The following is a 23088-nucleotide window of genomic DNA, read 5'->3' on the forward strand; positions in this document are numbered from 1 at the left end:
ATATGCTTACTACTAATTTGAAAAAACCTTTTTATAATAGTATAGTCAGCGACAGCAAAACAGAAGATGATAATAATAAAAAAGAAAGACCGATAGATTATGAAGAATTAATATCTTCAGTTGGTAAAAATATACGTGCCATAAGAAAATCACAAATGAAAACTATATCAGAAATAGCAGAAGTGTCTGGCATATCTTCTAAATATTTACAAAGCGTTGAAGTAGGAAAAAGAAATATATCAATAACTAATTTAAATAAAATAGCAAAAACCTTGAATGTTCCTATAGCTATATTTTTTAGTTATGATCATATAGAAAAGACAAAAAAATTACTATGCATAGCAAACAAATTAAAGAATTATTCCACATTGCAGTTATCAAATATAGATACAATTATAAAGGATTTGAAAAATATAATCGATTAATCAATTTTATTTCTTATGTTTTGGGAGAATGAATCTTTAGTATTATAAGGTTCATTCTCTTTTTTTATGTAATTTTATACAGTTATAAACATAATATTTTTTGAAATAAAATAAATATTTCTTATATATTTTTAAAGTATTCCGAAAATTTAAAAATAGATTTATTTTTACTTAAATATTACAATTTTAGTTTTATTAATATAGTATATTTTAAGAGGAGATTTGTTTATGGCAACAACAGGAGCTTTTCTTGATGAAGTATATAAAAATGCAGTTGACGCTGAAGTTAATAAGAGAAGTACAACTCTTTCTAATTTAGCGGACAATGCTAGAGATTATCAAAGGCAAATTTCTGCTTATGAAGATTTGAAAGCTAGACTTGATACTCTTGCTACAGCTTCAAAAGAATTATATGGTTTCCGTTCCCCTTTTAGAAATTTTGTAGGTGTAGGAGATGGTATTCCGGATTATTTTACTGTTACTGCAAACAGAGTTGCCAATACTACAACTTATGATATAGGTATTAGAGATATAGCAGCCAGTCAAAAATTCTCCTCAAAAGCATTCAATATGGCTGATACTTTGCCGGCAGGAAAGATAGTATTAAAAATAGGCGAAGAAGAAACTACTATAGATTTTGCAGGCGGAAGCTTGGTAAATTTACAGAAAGCCATTGATAAAGCATTCGGTAAAAAAATCAAAACTACAATAACACAAAAATCAAGAAATTTACAAGTTCTTACTATGGATTTAGTAAAAACAGGCTCTAAAAATATAGTTGAAGTTGTAAGCGATGATTCCGGCATATTGAAAGAATTGAATATGTTTACAAGAAGACCTTACAGATATTTAGGTCATATATTTAATCAGGAACTTTTAAGCAAATGGAAAGATGAATCAGATAATTTAACTACTAATTATATGGTAAAAAATGACTTTATAGTTCTTCAAGGCGAAAATAAATTATCACTTCCTTTACATAGAGAAGCAGAGGCTAATGAAAACATTACTTTATCAATAACAGCAAGAGTTTCAGATACTTTAGATGATGAAGAAGCACCTATTATGCCTCCTACAGTAGATTTATCTATACCAGATACAGGAATGACATTTAATAAGATAGATAGTGTAATTTATAAAGATGTAGAGTTATACGGAGAAGGTTTATCTCCAGCTGATAGCTCAAGAACTTTTGAAGATATAAAGAAATATAAAGATGCTTTAGAGGCAGAACGTAAAGCTAAGGAAGGAAAGGAAGCAGAGGCACCAGAACCTATAGATGAGGTTGGATTTAATTCTGAAATAATAGGAGTTAAATATATTAATAAAGCAGGTGATGAAGTAGAGAAATTCTTTGCTTTACCTACTATAAGTGCATCTTGGCAAAGACTTAATATACCAATAGGCGGACAGTTTGAACCTGGCGATGTTATAACAGAAGTTGTTTTAATAAATAAAAATGCCGGTTATAATGTATTTTATAAAGATTTGCTTATAGAAGATATGGGCAGGGAAGAAGATGCTCCTAACTATTTGATATCAGAAGCTACAGATGCCAGAGCTTCTATAGACGGAATCGATGTATTAAGTGATACTAATGAATTCAATGATGTTGTTGATGGTCTTAATATAACAGCTAAAAAAGTTACTCCTGAAGCATTTGCCACTACTATTGAAGTAGATAAAGAAGGTGTAGTTAATGCTATAGCTAATTTTATAAGAGCATACAACGAAGTAATAGACTTATTAAATGATACTACTCAAAGACCTTTATCAAGAGATATAAGAGACGGACTTGAAGCTATGAATAGAACCGATTTAAACGATTTGGCTACTACTTTAGGAATAGAGTTTAATGTTGATATGACAGATGACGCTTTGAGAAAAAAATTATATTATGTTGGTGTATTTAGCGGTAATGGACTTGTAAGCACTATATCACAGCGTGTAAGAATGATAGTTGCTGATTCTTATGAAACAGAATACGGCGAAGAATTAGCACTTCTTGACCAAATAGGTATAAACAGAGGTAATGCTGGTGAGGATTGGTCAAAAGTTAAAAAAGGTTTCTTACAGGTTGATGAAGAAAAATTTATGAATAAAATTGAAACTCAAATGGACGGTATAGAAGAATTATTCTCTAATGATACAACAGGAGATGATATACCAGATACAGGTGTTGCTTATGCTATGAGTGACTTTGTTACTCCTTATTCTCAAACAAGAGGTATTGTTGAAAATAGTATTACAATGACAAAAAGCCGTTTAGAAGATAATAAAAAACGTATGGATGCTGAAAAAGACAGAATTGAAGAATATAGACAACAGAGACTTGCTTCATATTATCAGATGCAGGCAGAATTACAGCAAGCAGAAAGAGAAAGAAAGAGACTTGAATCTTCTTTGAATCCAAATAATGGCGGTAACTAATTTTATATTAATAAATAATTTTTATTTATTAAAAAACTTGGTCTTGTATTAGGCGGCGTTTGAAGCAGAGGAGTTTATTATATAGGGGTATGGAAGTATCTAATAGAATCGGTTATATGATAAAGTGAGTTCTATTTCTGATAATTCTGTTGGTGATTTTAGTGCCTATCTTTTGGCTATGAATAATTATAGTATATATGAAAAAGTTTGGAAAGAGAAAATTTTAACTGCTAAAGATTTTAATATTTATAAATCATTTCTTTTCGGAATATTTTCAAGATACAGATTAATAGAAATTATAGATAAATATATCGATTTAAATCTTATATCAGATTATCATTTTTTTATGTTCAAAGTATAGAAAACCTTTTTTTGTTGAAGCTCAATATTTTAAATGAAATGGCAATTCTAATGAAATAATAAAAAAAATACTTCTTGCTACTTCTGCATTATTAGCTGTATTTCCAGCATAAAAAATTGATTATAATTATTATATTGACGGATGTTATACTGATGATTCTACTATAGAGCCTCTTTATAGTTATGAGAATTGTACAGATATTATAGTTGTACATTTAGATTATAAGAAGCCTGTTAAAAAGAAATATAATGTAAATATTTATGAAATGTATCCTTCAAAGAATTTAGGCAATTTTGTAAGATGTGCTTTAGATTTCTCTCCAAAAAATGCTGCCAAAAGAATAGAGCAGGGTTATAATGATTCTAAAGAATTTTTTAAATCAAATAAAAAATATACAGTGTATTTAAATATTTTTTCTTAATCAATTAACATAATTCAGTTATCATAATATAATAAAAACTATTGTTTTTTACATATTATAAAAAATCATGTTTATTTATACATTAATAATATTGACTTTTTTGATAATTCTATTATTATAAAAGCCATTAAAATAATGTGTATAAATATAGTAAGGTTATGGGAATGAATACTAGGGGTAACTCTAAAAAGAAAATTAAAGAAAATGATAATCCTTTTTTAAATCTTAATGCTACTGCTAAGGAAAATGATGAATTAGCGAAAGCATCTATAAAAACTATAGCTAATAGTGTAGTTATTACAGAAAGTGATAATAAAAGAATAGATAGAAACAAAAAAGAGGAATCTGTAGAAATAATAGATCCTTCAAGAAAGGATTGGCTATATTATACAAGATCCCCATTAATGGATAATTATAGGGATAATCTTTATAGGGAATATTATGGTTTGTCTGTATTATTATCTGTAAGGGGTGATAATAACAATGAGAGAACTCTAGGTCTTTCTTTAAAATTGATAGATATAGAAAATAAAAAAGAATTAAGAGTAGGCGAGCTTGAGAACTTTTTATTTTCATGCGTTATTGGAGATAAGCAAAATATAGAAGACAGTGAATATAAAATAGAACTTGAAGATTTCAGTAAGGCTGAAGCAAAATTAATAAGATTTTTAAATAATTTATATGCTGAGGCTAGACATATACAAGAAAATGGTAAATTATGGTTTAAAGATTATAATGCTTATCAATGTTTGATATTATTAAAAGATATTCATAATATAAGGCTTGAAAGCAGAGTTATAACTTTCAGTGATGATGTACTAAATTTACAATTGGAAAGCTATTATAATGAACAAAAAGATTTAGTACTTAATTTGAATATTAAAGATGTTGATTTAAATAGAGTTTATACATTCGGTGAGAATTGTGATTTTGTACTTTATAAAGATATATTTTATGAAACAAATCCTTCATATCCAAAGATAAAGAAGAATATTTTTAAAGACAGTATAGTAGTAAAAAAAGATTATATAAAAGATTTCTGTTCAAGAGTACTTCCTAATCTTAAAAAAGATTTTGATAATATAGAACTTCCTGAAGATATTAGAGACAATGATATATTAGCATTTCCTGCTCAGGCATTGGTATTTTTAGATTATGACGGAACTAATGTATTTTCAACTATTAAGTTTAAATATGGTTCTTTTACAGTAGATCCTTATTCCGGAAAGTTTACCAGCAGTAATATGTTTGATAATGAAGTTACAGAGATTTACAGAGATACTGAAAAGGAAGAATATTTCTGCAGAACATTATCAAAATATTTGGAGAAAGTAGGTGATTATACTTTTGCAACTGATGATGATGAGAAAATATTTTATTTATGCTATAAAATACTTCCGGCACTTCAGGACAGAGGTTGGACTTGTTATTATAGTGAATCTTTCAAATCATTAAAATTAAATGTTAAGCCTTTAAAAATGAGAGTTTCTTTAACTAAAGATATTAACTTCTTTGAGATTAATTTTTCTTTTGAAGGCGTTAAAGAAATACATGATTTATCAGATATTGTAAAAGCAGTAAAAGTTGAGAATAAAGAATATATAAGACTTCAGAATGGTTCTTTTGTGCCTATAGATTTGGAAGTAATTGATTATATAGCTAAGATGTTTAAAGAAAATCCTATAGAACAGAAAGAGAATAATAGATATTTACTTCCTATGTTCAGTGCTCCTTATTTTGCTGATATGTTGGAGAAGCATAGCGGTATAGAGTTAGATTTAGATGATAATGCTATGGATACAATAGCTAATATAAAAAAGGTGGATTATGATGAAACTCCTCCAAAAACTATTGTAGGGGATTTCAGAAGCTATCAATTAGTAGGTTATAAATGGCTTAGAAAGTTAGCTGATATGTCATTGAATGGAATACTTGCCGATGATATGGGACTTGGAAAGAGTTTTCAGACTATAGCTACTATATTAAAAGAAAAAGAAAATGGTTCAAAACTTACATCATTAGTTGTTGCTCCTACTTCATGCGTTGCTAACTGGGAATGTGAGATTAAGAAATTTGCTCCTTCTCTTGAAGTAATAGTTTTATCTGGTAATTTAAAAACTAGAATGAAAAAAATCAGAGCAGTAAGCAATTATGATGTGGCAGTGATATCTTATTCAACATTAAGAAGAGATGTTAAAGCATTAAGCGAAAATGAATTTAATTATTTAATACTTGATGAGGCACAGCATATAAAGAATGCCAATACTCAAAATGCAAAAATGGTAAAAAGTTTAAAATCGTTAAAAAGACTTGCATTAAGCGGTACTCCTATAGAAAATAGTATAAGTGAGATGTGGTCAATGTTTGATTTTCTTATGCCTGGTTTCTTGGGTAAGCATAAAGATTTTGTTGAAGATTATGAGGCTCCTATACTTGCTGGTTTGGATAGTTCAAGCGAGGCTTTAGATAATTTAAAAACTAGAATAGCACCTTTTATATTAAGAAGATTAAAAACTGATGTTCTTAAAGATTTGCCTCCAAAACATACGGTTGTAAGTTATTGCGATTTAACAAAAGATCAGAAAGAACTTTATATGTCTATACTTGAAGCTGCAAGAATAGAAATATTTGAAACAGTTAAGCGTAAAGGTTTTGCTCAATCACATATAGAAATATTTTCAGCATTAACAAGATTAAGACAAGTATGCTGTCACCCAAGATTAATGCATGATGATTTGAGAGGAGAAAGCCATACAAGCGGTAAATTTAATATGTTCATAGAGATGATTAAAGAAGCTATTGCAGGCGGACATAGCGTATTAGTATTTAGTTCATTTACAAGAATGCTTAATCTTATGCGAGGAGCTTTCAAAAAGTTAGGTATAGATTATTTCTATTTGGACGGTGCTACAAAGGATAGAATGGATTTAGTTCATAGATTCAATGCCGGAGAAGTGCCTATATTCTTACTTAGTTTAAAAGCTGCTGGTACAGGACTTACTTTAACACAAGCTGATACAGTAATGCATTATGATTTATGGTGGAATCCTGCTGTTGAAGATCAAGCTACTGACAGAGCCTACAGAATAGGTCAGAAACGCGTTGTAACTAATTATAAGCTTATTACAAGAGGAACTATAGAGGAAAAGATATTAGAACTTCAAAATAAGAAGCGTGTATTGATTGATACCGTTGTAGGCGATTCTATGGGTGATATTAATAAATTAAGCTGGGACGAAGTAAAGAATCTTATTAATTAAAATTTATATTTGTATACTATACCTAATAGTATATACATAAATAACTATATTTTGTCAAAATAATTTTTTTAATTTAAAATATTTGCCGGGCTTTGCCCACCACTTTGTGTGCTTCGCAAGCACCCCACTTCTTTTGCGACCGAAGGGAGTACCTTTAGGTATGCCACAAAGAAGCTATATTCTCGACAAGCTCGGATACGCTTCGCGAAAGGCTACATATAGGCTTTAATTTAAAAATTATCTTACATGTAAGACAAAATTAGTATGATTTAGTACTAATTCTATCCTTGCACTTTTTGGTTCTTTGACGAAGTCCGCAGAGCGTATGCGGCGGGAAAAAGAACAATAAAAAAATGACAAACTTAAAAATTTTCAGTATATACCTAAACAAATATACTTTGTCAAAAATAAATTTATGTTTTGGTTTTATATTTGGGGCTTTGCCCCAAACCCCACTTCTTTTGCGACTGAAAGGAGTGCCTGTGGTATTGCCACAAAGAAGCTATATCCTCGACAGGCTCGGATACGCTTTGCGAAAGGCTGCATTTTGATTTAAATTTAGTAATTTATCTTACATGTAAAACATAATTAGTATGATTTAATACTAATTTTATATTTGCACTTTTTGGTTCTTTGACGAAGTCCGCAGAGCGTATGCGGTGGGAAAAAGAACAACAAAAAATTGACAAAGTTAAAAATTTTTTAGTATATATAAACTTAAATATTGAAATATAAGTTATAATAAAAAAGACTTTTTTTACTGCCTAAATATTAAAGCATAATAAAAAAGTCTTTTATTTTATATTTATTGTTTAATAATTATTTTCTTGATTTACAAACTTCTACAAACATATCAAAAAGATTTTGCATCTTTATATTTTTAGAACTCATTAATTCAGGGTGCCATTGTACGCCTAAGATAAAAGAGTATTTTTTCTTATATTCTATAGCTTCAACTATTCCGTCTTTTGAAGTTGCTGTTACTCTGAAATCTTTTGATACTTTATCTATAGCCTGATGGTGGAAGCTGTTTACTTCAGCAGTATCGCCGAACATATCATAAATGATGCTGTCTTTTACTATTTGAATTTTATGCGCAGGAACATATAATTCTGCAGTTTGACTATGTAGTATATTTGTATTTCTTTGTGTTGGTATATCCTGTATTAGTGTTCCGCCGAAATGTACATTGATAACTTGTATTCCTCTGCATATTCCAAATATTGGTTTATTCATTTCACAGGCATATTTCATAACAGTAAAGTCAAATTCATCTCTTTCATCTGAAATAGTTCCTATTTTTGTTATAGGTTCTTCTCCGAATCTGAAAGGGTGGACATCAACTCCTCCTGTCATTAGAACACCATCTACCTTTTCAACCATGCTTTTTATGGTTCTTTCATCATCTGTTATAGGCATTATAAAAGGTGTTCCGCTTGCTCTTATAACAGAATCTACATAAGAACGGTTTACAAATGCTTTAGGTATTGAATTGTTTTCGTATAATAGATTTCCTGATATTCCTATAATGCTCATAAAACTTTTTCCTCATAATTGATTTTTAGTTATATTATATTTAAAGTGATTTTTTTACAATACCTAATAACATTATTTATGTATTTATATAACTTATTATAGTATTTAATTAACATAATATAGTTGACATAATTTATAAATAGCGTTATTTTTATATAAATTCATAAAGGCAATAAATATGAAAGATGATAAATTAAGTAAAGAAGAAGTTAAAATAAGTAAATTTGTTAGTTTAGTATTAAGACATAAACCTGAAAATATAGGACTTACATTATCAAAAGACGGTTGGGCAAATGTTCATGAATTGATTGAAAAAATAAAGGCTACTGGTAGAAATATAAATAAAGATATACTTGAAAGGGTAGTTTTATACAATGATAAAAAAAGATTTAGCTTTAATGAAAATCATACATTAATAAGGGCGAATCAAGGACATAGCATCGATGTAGATTTAGGATTTGAAGAAAAAGAACCTCCTGAGATATTATTTCATGGAACTTCAATTGATAATATAGATAGTATAAAACAGGAAGGCATAAAGAAAATGAATAGACTTCATGTACATTTATCATTAACAGAGGATATAGCCAAAAAAGTAGGTGAGCGTCATGGTAAACCTGCCATTATAAAAATTAATTCTAAACAAATGTATGAAGATGGTATTAAATTCTATTTGTCTGAAAATAAAGTGTGGCTGTGCGATTATGTAGATTCTAAATATATTATTGATATAATTTAAATAATAAGTCTTTATACATACCCCGCCCTTTATATTTTATAGTTTTATTTGGATAATAAAATTTTATTTATTTTTTAAGTTTAATGAGAAATTTCAGCACCCGCCCAAGTGATTATTAAGTTTAAAAATTTTTTCTACGCACGATTTATTTTTATTAATTTATGTATTTAAAAAGAAAATTAATGCATTTATATTTTTTAATTTATTTACCGTGTGCACTATTTTTTTAATTAACATAATATAGTTGACATAATTATATATTTAGTTATCATATTTAGAAAATTAAATTAAAGAGAATAATATAATGAAGAAAGTAATTTTTATAATAATTTTAATTGCAAATATATTTTTCTTATCATGCTCTAATATTAAATCCTCTAATGACGGCATAGTAGTATCAGTTGGAGGAATGCCAAGCAGTTTAGACCCGGCATTTGCTAAAGGTATTAATACAGCAGTTTACATAACACATGCATTTGAAACTCTCACTCAAAGAGATGAAAAAGGTACTATAATTCCGGCACTTGCTGAAAGCTGGGAATCTATGAGTAATAATACAGTTTATATATTTCATTTAAGAGAAAATGCTAAATGGTCAGACGGAAGAGATTTAACTGCTAATGATTTTGTATATACTTTAAGAAGATTGATTGATCCTGAAGTCGCATCTCCTTTTTCTTTGGGATTTGATATAATAAAGAATGCTCAAAGTATAATGAAAGGTGAAAAGAATTTAGAAGAACTTGGAGTTTATGCTTTAGATGATCATACTTTAAAAATAGAACTAGATATACCATTACCATATTTTGAAGAAGCCATGGCTAGTGATATTGCTTCACCTGTAAGAGAGGATATTATAGGAACTTATGGTGAGGATTGGGCATTGAGTAAAGATCATTATATAGGAAATGGCCCTTATATAATGACTGAATATGATGAGGCGGTGAAAATAGTAATGGAGAAAAATCCTTATTATTGGGATAAAGATAATGTTAAGGCTGAAAAAATAACTTTTGAATTTTTAGAAGATGTTAATACTGCAGTTGCTGGTATTTATGCAGATAGTATATTATTTTATCCAGAGGCACCAGAAAATGAAAGAGCTTCTTTAATAGAGCAGGGTATAGGCAGAGAAGTTGACATAACATCTATTGCTTATTATATGGTTAATTTGAAAAGAAGACCTTTTACTAACCCTTTAGTAAGAAAAGCATTAGCACTTGGTATAGACAGAAATTATATAGTAAGTAATGTTCTAGGTGGGGGCAGAGTAGCTGCTAATGGTTTTGTTCCTATTAATGTAAAGAATGGTACTAATAATTTTAGAGATAATGCTCCTGAATATTTTTCTCTTAAAGAAAGTGATTATCAAAAAAATGTTGAAGAAGCTAAAAAATTACTTGCTCAGGCAGGATACAGAGATATAAAGAAATTTCCTATAATAGAACTAATTACAACAACTAATCCTTCTTCATTATTTGTGGCAGAAGCTATTCAAAGTATGTATAAAAATAATTTTGGTATAGATTTGAAATTAAGATACGAAGAACCTACAACTTATTTACAGTCAATAAAAGATGGAAGTTTTCAGATGATTAAAGCTGGTACAAGTGTTGCTTATAATCAGGCCACAGGTTATTTAAGACTTTTTCAGCTTGATGGTTTAGGTAATGACGGCGGATATACTAATGAAGTTTATGATTATTTAGTTGATATAGCTATGACCAATGCCAATGAAGATATAAGAATAAAAGCAGCTTATGATGCAGAACGCATACTCATACAAGAAGATATGGCTATTATACCTATATATTATGATAAGGCTACCGTTATGCAGAGTAAAAAACTTCATGGTGTGAAATATGATATTTTTTCTATATATGATTTTAGAAATTCTTATATAGAATAGAACGTATTATATAGTTACCAATAATATTCTATATTTTAATTATTTATATATAAATTTAATTGACATTTTAATTGTATAATGTATAATTTGTTTACTATGATATTAAAAGCAATTTCTTATATTAAAGGCAAGTCTACAGTCTACAGTCTACAGTCTACAGTCTACAGTCTACAGTCTACAGTCTACAGTCTACAGTCTACAGTCTACAGTAACTAACAATAATTTATTTGTTAGTTCTTTATTTTTTATAAATAGATATTTATCATATAAAGCAGTATATCTTTTTGTATTGCATTCAAGAAAATTAATTTATCAAATAATTGGTTATAGCTCGAGATATAACTTTTTATTAATAAAAAAACAATAGGAGTAAAACAAATGAAAAAAATTTTACAAATAGCTTTAGTTTTAACAGCTTTAGCTTTATTCTCAACAGCTTGTTCAAAAGTAAGAACAACAAATTTAATAGGTACATACAAAAGCGGTTCATCAACTATGTCTGTTAGTTCAGACGGAGAAGTATATTTTAATATTGCTTCAGATGCCACAGGAGTATTGTTATCATTAAGTAAAATAAGTACTTCCAAATATGACAGCAGTACAGGAAATCAAGAGTACAGAAACAATGTTCTTGTTCCTTGGGATTTAACTTCTGAAAAACAGTCTTATGATTATGAAGTTCCAGTATTTTTTGTTGAAGAAATTGTAGATGATTCAGGTTCATATCCTACTAGAGTTTATCATAATGCAACTATTAAATATAACTTTACTAAAGATAAAGAAACTGTTAATTGTAAAGTAACTATTACTGTACCAGAAGGTAAAGGCGATAGCGGAAGTGTAACTTTCAGCAAATAATAAAACTTTTTTATTTTCTTCTGTATTTATGGGGAGGGTAATTCCTCTCCATTTTATTTATATTAATTTCAGTATATACCTAAACAACTATAGTTTGTCAAAAAATGCAGTTGTTCGCGAAGCGTATCCGAGTTTATCGAGGATATAAGGTTCTTTTATACCAATACCGAAAGGTACCTACTCGGTAAAATAACTGGGGTGTTGCGTAAGCACGCAGAGCGGTGGGCAAAGCCCCAGATATCAAAATAAAAATATAAATTTATTTTTGACAAAATATAGTTGTTTAGGTATATATTAATATTGAAATATTCTTTCTAACCCATTTTTTATAAAGTCAAAAATATGTTCATTTTTTAAATCAGTACTTTCATAATATTCTAATAACTTATTATATTCATTTGTGATACAAGATACTATAGATTTTTTATATTTATTATTATTTTTATTTTTTAGAATATTTTCCAAATATACTGTTGTATTTCTTATTTTATCTTCATCTTTATTTCTGCATGCATTAATAAATTCTTCCATATATATATCATACATGTGATCAAATTCTAAATCTAAAAATGATAAATGATATAGAGTAGATTTATTTCTTTTATCTATGAATACTTTAAACTCATCAAAATCTATTAAATTGTGCTTATATAAATGAATAGCCATATTTAGAACATAAGCAAAATTATTATCTTTATCAATGTCTTTATGGAGCATTAATTCTTTATAATAATCTAGTGCTAATTTTATTTCATCAATCCAATTAATTATTTCATATTTAAAATGTTTTGTATATAAATCATATCCAGTGTACACTTTAAAAAATAATCTGCTGATATATAAATCAATAATATCTTTATTTCTAAATGCATCTCTTATATTTTTTTCTATCTTTTTGTATTGATGATTATCTAATATTATAACTAATTGTAATTTATAATTTTCATCTTTTTCTAAATTGTATAAATTATAAATTTCATTTAAATGTTTTTCATCTAATGATTTATATTTGAAAATAGTTGTTATAATAGTTTTTTTATTTATTCTGCTGTCTTTTATTTCTTTATTATTTAATATATCATTGTAGTATTTGATTAAGTCATCAATTTCAAATCTTAATCTTATACCAAAAGTACCCATTTTATAATCAAGAGAAGTTTCTAAAAGCCAATTCTCATAATAATTTACGAAGTTATCATCACAAGTAATAGATGGTTCCTCATTGAAGTCCATATCATAATAAATAACTTTTCCTTTGTTTTCTCCAGTTACTATTAATCCTATAATATATGAATAACCTAATGTACCAAATTTTAATATGCCGTAATTTGTAACTTCATTTTTTGAATCTGGTGATATATCATATCCTTCGCTTACTTTTTGACAATACTCTTTCATTATATTAATTTTATTGTCATATTTTAGGTAATCAAGATTTATATCTTCAAATTTATCCATGCCATATCCATGACAAGCTCCGCTGTTTCCAACTTCTGTTATAAACCAAAAATACTCCTCTGGAAGTTTGAATCCATATTGTTTTTCTAATTCTATAACTTTATTTTTATCTATTGGAGGATTTAATTTGTATTTATGAGTTTTAGAAGCAAATTGCTCATAATGCTTATCTGTCTGATGACATTTTTTTAAAAGGTTAAAAATATTTTCTTTTCTTTGGCTGTTTAATTCTTCTCTTTTCATAGCAGTAATTATATGTTTTTTTATCATAAAGTAAATACTTTATGATAAATAAATATTGTTTTATTATAGTATATATTATTCATAAAATAATCATTTTTTAATTTAAATTTATTAGATTCAATAAGTTTATAAATTATTTTTTATTTTTTGACTAACCATATTAATTTTTATATATTAAGAGATTACATTTTATTAATGAATATAAGCTAAAAAAATTATACGGATATATTTTATTTTTATATAATAAAAAAGGCCATCATATTATTTTATGATAGCCTTTTATATATAAAGATTTAATTATTAAAATCTTTTCTTTCTGTCATGTTTTTTTTCTTTTTTATTATGTTCTTCTTCAACATAATCGGCTGGTTTTTCAAGTAAAGCTTTTCTGCTTAAAGAATATTTTCCGCCTTTTATGTCTATGATTTTTACTTTTATCTCATCACCAATTTTTAATACTTCTTCAACATTTAGAACATGTTTATAAGCTAATTCAGAAATGTGGCAAAGTCCTTCAATACCTGGTAATATTTCTACAAAAGCTCCAAAATCTTTAATGTCTTTAACTACACCGTCATAAACTTCGCCAACTTCAGGATCTTTAACATAAGAATTGATAAGCTGTACTGTTTTATCTAGTGTAGGACCGTCAGGAGCAAATATATTAACTACGCCGCTGTCTTGTATTTCTACATCACTGCCAGTTTCTTCTATTATGGCTTTGATATTTTTACCGCCAGGACCTATTAATATTCTAATTTTTTCTGGATTAACTTCCATAGTTTTATATTTAGGAGCAAAATCAGAAACTTCACCAGCATTTGATATTGTAGAATCTATTATATCAAGTATAAAATATCTTGCTTTCTTAGCTTGTTCTAAAGCTTCTTTTAATATTTGAGTAGATATACCAGTAAGTTTAATATCGAGCTGGAAAGCAGTGATACCTTTTCTAGTACCAGCAACTTTAAAGTCCATATCTCCTAAATGGTCCTCAACACCTTGTATATCTGTAAGTATTTTGTATCCGTCTTTGTAAGTAGCAAGTCCCATAGCTATACCAGCTACACTAGCGTTAAGAGGTACTCCAGAAGCTAATAATGACATTGTAGAAGCACATATTGTAGCCATAGATGAAGAACCATTACTTTCTAATATTTCAGCAACAACTCTTATAGTATAAGGGAATTTTTCTTTGCTTGGCAATACAGCATTAAAAGAACGTTCTGCTAAATTACCATGACCAATTTCTCTTCTTCCAGGAGCGCCATAACGTCCAACTTCTCCAACAGAGAAAGGAGGGAAGTTGTAGTGAAGCATGAAAGTTTTATTCTCTTTTCCGTATATATCGTCCATTAACTGAGCATCTTTTTCGCTTCCTAATGTAACTATAGATAAACATTGAGTTTGACCGCGAGTAAATAGAGCAGAACCATGTACTCTAGGTATTAAATTTATCATAGTGCTTATAGGTCTTATTTCATCTAAAGCTCTGCCGTCAGGACGCATAGATTTTTCTACTATAGCTTCTCTAACTATTTCTTCTTCTATAGCATGACATATACCTTTAACTTGAGCTATTAATTTCTCATCTTCTATTTTAGTTTTGATATATTCTTCTATTTCATTGAAAGCATTGTCCATACTTTCATTTCTTTTAGTTTTATCAGGATTATAATTAGCAGCTTCTATTTTTTCTCTTCCGTATTCAGTAACCATTTTTACCAATTCAGAATCATATTCAAATAATTCTTGTTCGATTTTTTGAGTACCGCAAAGAGCAGCCATTTCATTTTGCATATCAATATATTTCTGCATTTCTTTATGAGCTAACTCTATAGCACCGATGAATACTTCTTCAGAAACTTCTCTAGCTTCACCTTCAATCATCAATATAGCATCTTTACTTCCAGCAACAATAATATCTAAATCGCTAGCAGCAAGTTCGCTGTTTTTAGGATTGATAATATATTCGCCGTTTTTATATCCTATTCTAACAGCTGCTACAGGACCTCCAAAAGGTATCCAAGAAATTGTAAGAGCAGCACTTGATGCTATTAAAGCTAAAGCATCAGTAGGCATATCAGTATCTACTGAAAGAACAGTAGGAATGATTTGTACTTCATTTCTAAAACCTTCTGGGAATAGAGGTCTTAAAGGTCTGTCTATAATACGTGATATAAGTATTTCTTTATCTCTAGGTTTAGCTTCTCTTTTGAAGAAACCGCCTGGTATTTTACCACCTGCATAATATTTCTCATTATAATTGACTGTTAGAGGGAAGAAATCAGATTCTAAATTAGGTTCTTTAGCTGCTACAACAGTTGCTAATATAGTAGTATTCCCTAACCTTAAAGTTACGGAACCATGAGCCTGTTTAGCTAGAAGCCCTGTTTCTAAAATTAATTCCTCTCCGCAAAAAACACTCTTAACTGTGACCATATTCTACTCCTTTATAGCCGAAAACACACGCACACCGGGAGGGTATTGCAATTACTAAACTCTAAAACGTACAAAAAATTATTTTCTTAATTTTAATCTTTGTATAAGGTTTTTGTAAGCTTCTATGTTAGTTTTTCTTAAATAGTTAAGAAGTTTTCTTCTTTTAGCAACCATTTTTAATAGACCCATTCTAGAGTGATTGTCTTTAGTATGAGTTTGAAAGTGACCTTTTAAGTAAGTTATACGATTAGTTAAAAGTGCTACTTGTACTTCAGTAGAACCTGTGTCCTTTTCATTTTTACCAAACTCTTTGATTATTTTTGCTTTTTCGTCTGCAGTGATAGACATTGTTTTGTTCTCCTTTTGAAATATTTTCTTATCTTTTTTTCATCATTTTCTAATAATTTTTTAACTTCATCTATAGAATTAACTTTTATGTTATCTCTTATATATTTGAGCAGAACAATAGTAATTTTTTTGCCATAAATCATTTTTGAAAAATCTAATATATGGCTTTCTACTCTAAGTTCTTTATTGATATTACTGATGCCTATAAATGTTAAAGCTTGATATACATTATCTCCATTTCCTATTTTTACAGTGGAACTGTATACCCCCATTTTTGGTATGAAAATATTTTTTTGAACTTCTAAATTGGCAGTAGGGTAGCCTATCTTTCTGCCCAAAGCATTACCATGAACGACTAAGCCGCTCATAGCATATTCTCTACCTAGCATCTTATTTACACTGACCATATTGCCATTTGAAAGTTCATCACGTATATAAGAGCTGGATATTTTATTTCCTTTATAATTTAGAAACTTGATAAAACTTACTCCAATACCGCATTCTTTAGAATATTTCTTTAAGAATTCTGAATCTCCCATTCTATCCTTTCCAAAGGCGAAATCAGTGCCTACCGCAATATGTTTCATACGATAGTACTCTATTAATTTGTTAAAGAACTCCTTAGCTTCCATTGTATAAAATTCTGGTAAAAAGTCAATAACTATTATATAATTAATGCCAAGAGCCTTTATGAAAGCTGTATTTTCTTCTATGGTGTAGATGGATACATTCTTCTTTTTTATAACTACTGCTATAGATAATAGATTGTGTTTTTGAGCATAGTCTACTGTATATTTGATTAATTTTTGATGTCCTTTATGAACACTATCAAATTTTCCTATTGTTACAATACTATCTTTTTTTAAATTTAATTTAGAGAAATCATTTATAATTTGATTCATTTTTGTGCTATTTATCCATACCCTTAATTTATTCTATTAACTGTTTTTTATCATTATTAAGTACTTTTTTCAATATGAATGATATTGTTATAACGATTATTGATATTAAAAATAGATATAAATTCATAGTCCAATAATTTACATTACGTACAATAACTTCTAGTAAATTATAATGTTCTATTGATATAGCAAATAATACTTTAATAACACCATATAGCACAAAAGCATTTAATATATTATGATATATATACTGTCTTGAATACAATGATAATCCCAACATATAAAAAGAAAAGAATAAAAGAACGCAATTAATAAATATTAATATTATAGCATAAAAAGGTATATTACTTAAAGTTATTATTTTTAATAATGCTGTTATGATATGGAATACTTCAAATCCAAATATAATATCTGTTGCAAATGTAGTTATATAGTTTCCAAAAGAACTTCTTTGGAATACTGTAGATGTTTTTTTAGTTTTGCTTGTTCCGTAAATTTCTGTTACTTCATGAAGTGATATTTCTTTGTCTGTAAAGTATATATAATCACTAAAATATAATTTTCCGGAAGATGAACTATCTATAAATATGACATTTTTATAAGTGTTATCTAGTAATTTATAGCCAACTCTTATTAAATAATTATCCACTTTTGTGAAATATTGTCCGTTTTCATCTACAAATAATGAACTTTTATCGCTTAATTCATTTCTTAAATAATCTATATTTTTATTAAAAAATACTGTGTATGCAGGATATAATGTTACAAAAACAGCTAATACTATAATTGTTATTAATATTGAGATGTTTCCAGTGAATTTATTTAAAGAACCTATTACTATCATAGCTGAAGTTGCTGCCACTATAACAATAGCGAAGAAATAGTGTTCCATTAAGTTTTTAATTAAATTAAAATTTATATTTTGATATATATTATATATATTATTAGTATCAATTACTTTAAAAAAGTAAATTGTGAAATATATAACAAAAAAAGCCATAAAGAATGCTGCTAGAGTGATTAAATTTTTTAAAACTTTCATAATCTCATATCTACAACAATAAAAAGTAAGTATAAAATAGAATTAAGCTGATTTAATATCTACTAATATACCAAAATTATAATATGCATTATTAATATCGTTAAAAGATTCTATATAGTTAGACAATTCCATTAAATTATAATCATTTTTTACAACGCCATACATTCCTGATATTATTAACTCACCTTTTTTATGTGAAAGCTCTTTTTTTAGTTCTATAAAGTAATCCCATACTTCTTTTTCTATAAAGAGGCATTTGGATAGATCTAAAATGACATTATTAATGTTTTTTACTAAGAACTCTGAGAATATATCTTTAATTTGAGGTAAATGCTCATCATATATATTATTATATAAAGATATAATAATAACTGAATTATCTTTTAATGAGTAGCTAATATCTAATGAAATCCCTATCATAGGTATACTTTAACAAATTTTTAATTTTTAGTCAATGAATTTTTTCTAATTTTATTTTAATCATTTATTTTTTTTAATTTATCCCTAGTGCTTCTATAAATGATTATAGGCTTATCACCGGCTATCAATTTTTCTTCTTTCATACCCAAATAAGATTCTTTACTGCTTTGTGTTTTTACAACATCTTTATCTTGTTTTAATACTACAGCCGAATATTTTTTTCCTATGAAGTTTATTATATTTTTTATAAAAGGGATATTCATTACTTTTTGATAAAACCTCATATATATAACTGTATTTTCATCATCAACAGGAGCAAATACTCCAAATACACGCATCTTTTCAAATATATAATTTTGCCATGTGTTTGGAAAATAAAAATATAAAAAGTATTTAAAATCTTCTTTTTTCATTTCAGATGCACTTAAAGCTTTTTGGCCTTTATCAATTACATTATTTACATAAAACTTCAATATATTATTTTCTTCATCTAATTCTACTAAAGGGCCATTAACTACTGTTTTATTTCCTTTACCTATGGTATTATAATGAACGAATGCAACATGAACTACATCAAGCTGATTTTCTATGCATCTTGTATAATGATTATGCCATTCATCTTTTATTGTAGAGTATGAGAATTTTTTATCTTTCAAATCATCAGGAAACATTATTCTGTCATTTATTTTATCTTTATCTCCATACCATAACCATATAAATCCGTATAATTCTTTAACTTCATAACCTTCAACAAAGAAATTTTTATTAACTTCAGTATTTTTTCCATTAGCAGGAATCATTACTGTTTTTCCTGTTTTATCAAATTGAAATCCATGAAATGGGCATGCTACATTATTACCGCATATTTTACCATGAGATAAAGAAGCACCTCTATGACAGCATTTATCATCTATACAGCATATATTGTTATTTGAATCTCTCCAAAATACTAGATTTTTATTTAATCTTTTAGCAAAAAAAGGTTTATTTTTCTTTACTTCTTTTGAATCTAGTACAGCATACCACATATTATATATCATAGTTGTATCCCAATTTTTATATATTAATTATATATTGTTATTTTAATAAATAAACATTTTATAAGATGATTTACAAAAAATATTTTAATATTGTAAACGAAAATACTCTATTAACTATAGAAGAAATATAGAAAATTATAAGCTGATTTATTTTAATTAATAATTTATATAAATATTTTTTGAAAATAGATAATAAATTCAAATATTTTTTATTATAACTTTTAATATGCTTGTTAATAATCAATTATTAATATATAATATTTCCAAAAATAATTTGTTTTTATTTTTATGAATAACTAATAAACAAATTATTCTAAAATCTGATAATTTTGTCAGAAATAAAATAAATAATTTAAGGAAATAAATATGGCTTTATCTATAGGAATAGTAGGACTTCCTAATGTAGGAAAATCAACACTTTTTAATGCTTTAACTAATGCTCATGCTGAGGCGGCTAATTACCCGTTTTGTACTATAGATAAAAACGAAGCCACTGCTATAATAAAAGACGAAAGAGTTGATAAATTAGCAGCACTTTTCAAATCAAAAAAGAAAGTTTATAATACAACTACATTTGTAGATATTGCAGGACTTGTAAAAGGTGCTTCAAAAGGTGAGGGACTTGGAAATAAATTCCTTTCTCATATTAGAGAAGTTAATGCGGTTTTGCATGTTGTAAGAGTATTTGAAGATGGAAATATTACTCATATAGGCGATGTTGATCCTTTAAGAGATTTGGATATTATATTGACAGAACTTATGCTAGCTGATATTGAAACAGTTAATGCTAGAATGGAAAGACAAAAAAAGATTGCTAAAGGTGCTAAAGTAAAAGCTGCTGAAGAAGAAGTAACTTTGCTTGAGAAAATACTTCCAGAATTAAATAATTTTAAACCAATATTTAGTTTAGATTTAACAGATACAGAAAAAGAAATATTAAAACCTTTATTCTTATTAACATCAAAAAGCATGATGATAGGTGCTAATTTATCAGAAAATGAACTTGCTAATCCGGAAAAAAATCCTAATTATGTAACATTACAAAATTATGCTAAAGAAAAAAATGTTGAATTAATACCTTTCAGTGCAAAAATAGAGGCTGATTTACAGGATTTAGATGAAGAAGAAAGATTGAGCTATTTGGCTGATTTAGGAGTAAAAGAATCAGGTGTAGCAAGACTTACAAAAGCAGGACATAGATTATTAAAACTTTTAACATTCCTAACTTCCGGAGAAGACGAAACAAGAGCTTGGACAGTTAGAGAAGGTGCTTATGCTCCAGAGGCTGCTGGTGTTATACACAGTGATTTTGAAAGAGGCTTTATTAGTGCTGAAGTTATAAATTGCGATAAACTTTTAGAGCTTGGAAGTTTTGTAAAAGCTAAAGAAGCTGGTGCTATAAGGCTTGAAGGAAAACAGTATTTAATGCAAGAAGGTGACGTTGTAACTTTCAGATTCAATGTTTGATATTAATATATTATCAATCAATATATAATTGTTATAAATTATAAATTTATAAATATTTTTTAAATTATGAAGATAAATTTTGAAATTAAATATGTAAAGCTTTTTGCATTGTCAGCATGTATTGGAGCTGTTGTAGGTTTTATAGTTTCAATATATAGAATAATACTTTATAAATTAAGCGTTAACGTTTTTTATGTATCGAATTTTATATTTGAAAAATGGTATTATCCTATAATTCTTTTTGTATTTCTTATAAGTATGGGCTGTCTTATAGGTTATATACTTACTCAATATCCTCAAATAAGAGGTGCCGGAGTTCCTCAAATAAAATATTATATATCGCTGCATGAACCTAAAAATATATTCTTTGAAATTTTATTCAAACTTTTCGGAAGTATGATATCATTTGCAAGCGGTATTTCTCTTGGAAGAGCAGGCCCTTCAATGCATGTTGGTATGCTTGTAGGACTATTTTTTCATAAATATTTTTCTAAACTAGCAAAATATAGAAGATATTTACTTGTTTCCGGTGCCTGTGCCGGAATGACTGCTACTTTTAGTGCTCCTTTTACTGGTATAGCATTTTCTTTTGAAGAACTTGGAGAGCATAAGAATCATATAGTTTTTGTATGTATTGTATTTTCTTCTATAGCTTCAATACTTGTAATTGAGCATATTGTAGGTCAAGGTTTTATACTTAATTTTAATTTGCCTAAAATACTTGAAGTAAGACATTATATATCTTTACTTCCTTTTGGTATAATATGCGGAATACTTGCATCGATGTTAAATTTTCTTATGAATTTCTTTTCTAAGATGTATCAGAAAATTAAAAATGATATATTTCGTCCAGTGCCTGCATTCCTTCTTGCCGGATTTATGATAATGTTCTTTCCTTATGTACTTGGAAGCGGTGATTTACTAATAGGAAGTATAGTAAAAGATAAATTTTCAGTTTCTATGCTTTTTATATTGATATTTATGAAATTATTTTATACTTCTGTATGTGCTACTTCTGGAGCAGTAGGCGGAATATTCTTTCCAACTTTTATATTGGGAGCATCAATAGGTTCTTTATATGATATATTCCTTATAAAATATTTTCCTGATTATGCTGTATACGGTGATTTATTTATACTTCTTGGAATTACTTCATTAATGTCTGGTATTACAAGAACTCCTATAATGGTATGTATATTAATACTAGAAATATCAAATTCTATTTCTAATTTCTCAGCACTTGTTATAGTCGCTATAATATCATATATGGTTGCTAAAGTATTAGGAGTAACTTCAATATACGACCAAGATTGATATATTATTTTGGAGATGTTATGGAACTTTATCAAGAATTATTTAATGATTATTTAAAAGAATATTATAATATTTTTGAAGAATTATTAAATTGTTTAGAAAATGATGATAAAGAAAAATTTCAAGAGAAAGTTAATATATTTGTATATAAAAAAGATAATGAGTCAGAATATACAAAAGATAAAAATTATATTGAAAGATTAAAATTAGTTTTATCTATACTTTATCATAAAAATAGAAACGAATTAATGAATAAAAAATCATTTGAAGATTTGCTTGTTTTTTTGTTTGAGGAAGAAATAAAAGACAGACAAACTAATTCTTATCAGGGTATAGGTACTTCTTTAGAAATTATGAGTTTTTTATTCGTTAAACTTTATAATGATGATATAAATAAAGGGGCTGTCCTAGATAACTAAAAAAGCTCCTTTTGTGCTAAATTATATATAATTTCTAATTGTTTTTCAACTTTT

The 23088-nt window shown here is 27.5% G+C and carries 19 protein-coding genes; 11 read left to right on the forward strand and 8 right to left on the reverse strand.

The features are described from left to right. Positions 1-2: 2 nt before the first annotated feature. From Q0K52_RS03220 to Q0K52_RS03240, 5 genes are all read left to right on the forward strand, one after another. Positions 3-425 (forward strand): helix-turn-helix transcriptional regulator, encoded by a 423-nt coding sequence (locus Q0K52_RS03220; RefSeq protein ID WP_297296393.1) that lies wholly within the window; start codon positions 3-5, stop codon positions 423-425. Between the two features lie 228 nt (positions 426-653). Beyond that, a complete protein-coding gene (fliD, locus tag Q0K52_RS03225) occupies positions 654-2855 on the forward strand; it encodes a flagellar filament capping protein FliD (protein WP_297296395.1) in 2202 nt (733 codons plus the stop codon). Between the two features lie 124 nt (positions 2856-2979). Beyond that, positions 2980-3216 (forward strand): hypothetical protein, encoded by a 237-nt coding sequence (locus Q0K52_RS03230; protein WP_297296398.1) that lies wholly within the window; start codon positions 2980-2982, stop codon positions 3214-3216. 265 nt (positions 3217-3481) lie between these two features. Further along, entirely contained in the window at positions 3482-3637 is a 156-nt protein-coding gene (locus Q0K52_RS03235) for a hypothetical protein (RefSeq protein WP_297296401.1), read from the forward strand. Positions 3638-3801: 164 nt separating this feature from the next. Further along, positions 3802-6897: a DEAD/DEAH box helicase gene (locus Q0K52_RS03240; RefSeq protein WP_297296403.1), complete on the forward strand. Its 3096-nt coding sequence runs from the start codon at positions 3802-3804 to the stop codon at positions 6895-6897. 819 nt (positions 6898-7716) lie between these two features. Here Q0K52_RS03240 and Q0K52_RS03245 read toward each other — a convergent pair. Next, positions 7717-8433, reverse strand: a complete 717-nt coding sequence (locus Q0K52_RS03245; RefSeq protein ID WP_297296405.1) for a gamma-glutamyl-gamma-aminobutyrate hydrolase family protein — start codon at positions 8431-8433, stop codon at positions 7717-7719. Between the two features lie 178 nt (positions 8434-8611). On the opposite strand from Q0K52_RS03245, the gene Q0K52_RS03250 reads away from it, so the two are divergent. The 3 genes from Q0K52_RS03250 to Q0K52_RS03260 all read left to right on the forward strand — a co-directional run bounded on the left by Q0K52_RS03250 (position 8612) and on the right by Q0K52_RS03260 (position 11939). Next, complete coding sequence (locus tag Q0K52_RS03250; RefSeq protein WP_297296407.1) at positions 8612-9172, forward strand: RNA 2'-phosphotransferase; 561 nt, start codon at positions 8612-8614, stop codon at positions 9170-9172. Between the two features lie 304 nt (positions 9173-9476). Next, complete coding sequence (locus tag Q0K52_RS03255) at positions 9477-11081, forward strand: peptide ABC transporter substrate-binding protein (protein ID WP_297296409.1); 1605 nt, start codon at positions 9477-9479, stop codon at positions 11079-11081. A gap of 378 nt (positions 11082-11459) precedes the next feature. Further along, positions 11460-11939, forward strand: coding sequence for a hypothetical protein (locus tag Q0K52_RS03260; RefSeq protein ID WP_297296411.1), 480 nt, complete (start codon positions 11460-11462; stop codon positions 11937-11939). A 294-nt stretch (positions 11940-12233) separates the two neighbouring features. On the opposite strand, the gene Q0K52_RS03265 is transcribed toward Q0K52_RS03260, so the two are convergent. The 7 genes from Q0K52_RS03265 to Q0K52_RS03295 all read right to left on the reverse strand — a co-directional run bounded on the left by Q0K52_RS03265 (position 12234) and on the right by Q0K52_RS03295 (position 19834). After that, positions 12234-13667 (reverse strand): SMI1/KNR4 family protein, encoded by a 1434-nt coding sequence (locus Q0K52_RS03265; protein ID WP_297296413.1) that lies wholly within the window; start codon positions 13665-13667, stop codon positions 12234-12236. A 273-nt stretch (positions 13668-13940) separates the two neighbouring features. After that, a complete protein-coding gene (gene pnp / locus Q0K52_RS03270) occupies positions 13941-16082 on the reverse strand; it encodes a polyribonucleotide nucleotidyltransferase (RefSeq protein ID WP_297296416.1) in 2142 nt (713 codons plus the stop codon). A 78-nt stretch (positions 16083-16160) separates the two neighbouring features. Continuing rightward, positions 16161-16430 carry a 30S ribosomal protein S15 gene (rpsO, locus tag Q0K52_RS03275; RefSeq protein WP_297296418.1) on the reverse strand — a complete coding sequence of 90 codons (270 nt, stop codon included), beginning with the start codon at positions 16428-16430 and terminating at the stop codon, positions 16161-16163. Then, positions 16397-17332 carry a bifunctional riboflavin kinase/FAD synthetase gene (locus Q0K52_RS03280; protein WP_297296420.1) on the reverse strand — a complete coding sequence of 312 codons (936 nt, stop codon included), beginning with the start codon at positions 17330-17332 and terminating at the stop codon, positions 16397-16399. Before Q0K52_RS03280 ends, rpsO begins: the two co-directional genes overlap by 34 nt. A 28-nt stretch (positions 17333-17360) precedes the next feature. After that, positions 17361-18374 carry a hypothetical protein gene (locus Q0K52_RS03285; RefSeq protein WP_297296422.1) on the reverse strand — a complete coding sequence of 338 codons (1014 nt, stop codon included), beginning with the start codon at positions 18372-18374 and terminating at the stop codon, positions 17361-17363. Between the two features lie 42 nt (positions 18375-18416). Next, positions 18417-18794: an STAS domain-containing protein gene (locus Q0K52_RS03290; RefSeq protein WP_297296424.1), complete on the reverse strand. Its 378-nt coding sequence runs from the start codon at positions 18792-18794 to the stop codon at positions 18417-18419. 56 nt (positions 18795-18850) lie between these two features. Beyond that, positions 18851-19834, reverse strand: a complete 984-nt coding sequence (locus Q0K52_RS03295; RefSeq protein ID WP_297296426.1) for an aromatic ring-hydroxylating dioxygenase subunit alpha — start codon at positions 19832-19834, stop codon at positions 18851-18853. A 366-nt stretch (positions 19835-20200) separates the two neighbouring features. On the opposite strand from Q0K52_RS03295, the gene ychF reads away from it, so the two are divergent. The 3 genes from ychF (at position 20201) to Q0K52_RS03310 (ending at position 23034) form a co-directional block, all read left to right on the forward strand. After that, complete coding sequence (gene ychF, locus Q0K52_RS03300; protein ID WP_297296428.1) at positions 20201-21301, forward strand: redox-regulated ATPase YchF; 1101 nt, start codon at positions 20201-20203, stop codon at positions 21299-21301. Between the two features lie 66 nt (positions 21302-21367). Beyond that, positions 21368-22615 carry a chloride channel protein gene (locus tag Q0K52_RS03305; RefSeq protein WP_297296431.1) on the forward strand — a complete coding sequence of 416 codons (1248 nt, stop codon included), beginning with the start codon at positions 21368-21370 and terminating at the stop codon, positions 22613-22615. Between the two features lie 20 nt (positions 22616-22635). Further along, complete coding sequence (locus Q0K52_RS03310) at positions 22636-23034, forward strand: hypothetical protein (protein ID WP_297296433.1); 399 nt, start codon at positions 22636-22638, stop codon at positions 23032-23034. The last annotated feature ends 54 nt before the right edge of the window (positions 23035-23088 follow it).

The sequence above is a fragment of the uncultured Brachyspira sp. genome, assembly GCF_944390845.1.
Classification (GTDB): Bacteria; Spirochaetota; Brachyspiria; order Brachyspirales; family Brachyspiraceae; genus Brachyspira; species Brachyspira pulli.

Bases quoted from the DNA above. Each gene is read 5' to 3' on its own strand.
- Q0K52_RS03240 (WP_297296403.1), top strand. From the start codon at position 3,802: ATGAATACTAGGGGTAACTCTAAAAAGAAAATTAAAGAAAATGATAAT.
- Q0K52_RS03290 (WP_297296424.1), bottom strand. From the start codon at position 18,794: ATGATAGGGATTTCATTAGATATTAGCTACTCATTAAAAGATAATTCA.
- Q0K52_RS03235 (WP_297296401.1), top strand. From the start codon at position 3,482: ATGTATCCTTCAAAGAATTTAGGCAATTTTGTAAGATGTGCTTTAGAT.
- Q0K52_RS03285 (WP_297296422.1), bottom strand. From the start codon at position 18,374: ATGAAAGTTTTAAAAAATTTAATCACTCTAGCAGCATTCTTTATGGCT.
- ychF (WP_297296428.1), top strand. From the start codon at position 20,201: ATGGCTTTATCTATAGGAATAGTAGGACTTCCTAATGTAGGAAAATCA.
- Q0K52_RS03295 (WP_297296426.1), bottom strand. From the start codon at position 19,834: ATGATATATAATATGTGGTATGCTGTACTAGATTCAAAAGAAGTAAAG.
- Q0K52_RS03310 (WP_297296433.1), top strand. From the start codon at position 22,636: ATGGAACTTTATCAAGAATTATTTAATGATTATTTAAAAGAATATTAT.
- Q0K52_RS03255 (WP_297296409.1), top strand. From the start codon at position 9,477: ATGAAGAAAGTAATTTTTATAATAATTTTAATTGCAAATATATTTTTC.
- Q0K52_RS03305 (WP_297296431.1), top strand. From the start codon at position 21,368: ATGAAGATAAATTTTGAAATTAAATATGTAAAGCTTTTTGCATTGTCA.
- Q0K52_RS03245 (WP_297296405.1), bottom strand. From the start codon at position 8,433: ATGAGCATTATAGGAATATCAGGAAATCTATTATACGAAAACAATTCA.
- Q0K52_RS03220 (WP_297296393.1), top strand. From the start codon at position 3: ATGCTTACTACTAATTTGAAAAAACCTTTTTATAATAGTATAGTCAGC.
- rpsO (WP_297296418.1), bottom strand. From the start codon at position 16,430: ATGTCTATCACTGCAGACGAAAAAGCAAAAATAATCAAAGAGTTTGGT.
- Q0K52_RS03250 (WP_297296407.1), top strand. From the start codon at position 8,612: ATGAAAGATGATAAATTAAGTAAAGAAGAAGTTAAAATAAGTAAATTT.
- fliD (WP_297296395.1), top strand. From the start codon at position 654: ATGGCAACAACAGGAGCTTTTCTTGATGAAGTATATAAAAATGCAGTT.
- Q0K52_RS03280 (WP_297296420.1), bottom strand. From the start codon at position 17,332: ATGAATCAAATTATAAATGATTTCTCTAAATTAAATTTAAAAAAAGAT.
- Q0K52_RS03260 (WP_297296411.1), top strand. From the start codon at position 11,460: ATGAAAAAAATTTTACAAATAGCTTTAGTTTTAACAGCTTTAGCTTTA.
- Q0K52_RS03265 (WP_297296413.1), bottom strand. From the start codon at position 13,667: ATGATAAAAAAACATATAATTACTGCTATGAAAAGAGAAGAATTAAAC.
- pnp (WP_297296416.1), bottom strand. From the start codon at position 16,082: ATGGTCACAGTTAAGAGTGTTTTTTGCGGAGAGGAATTAATTTTAGAA.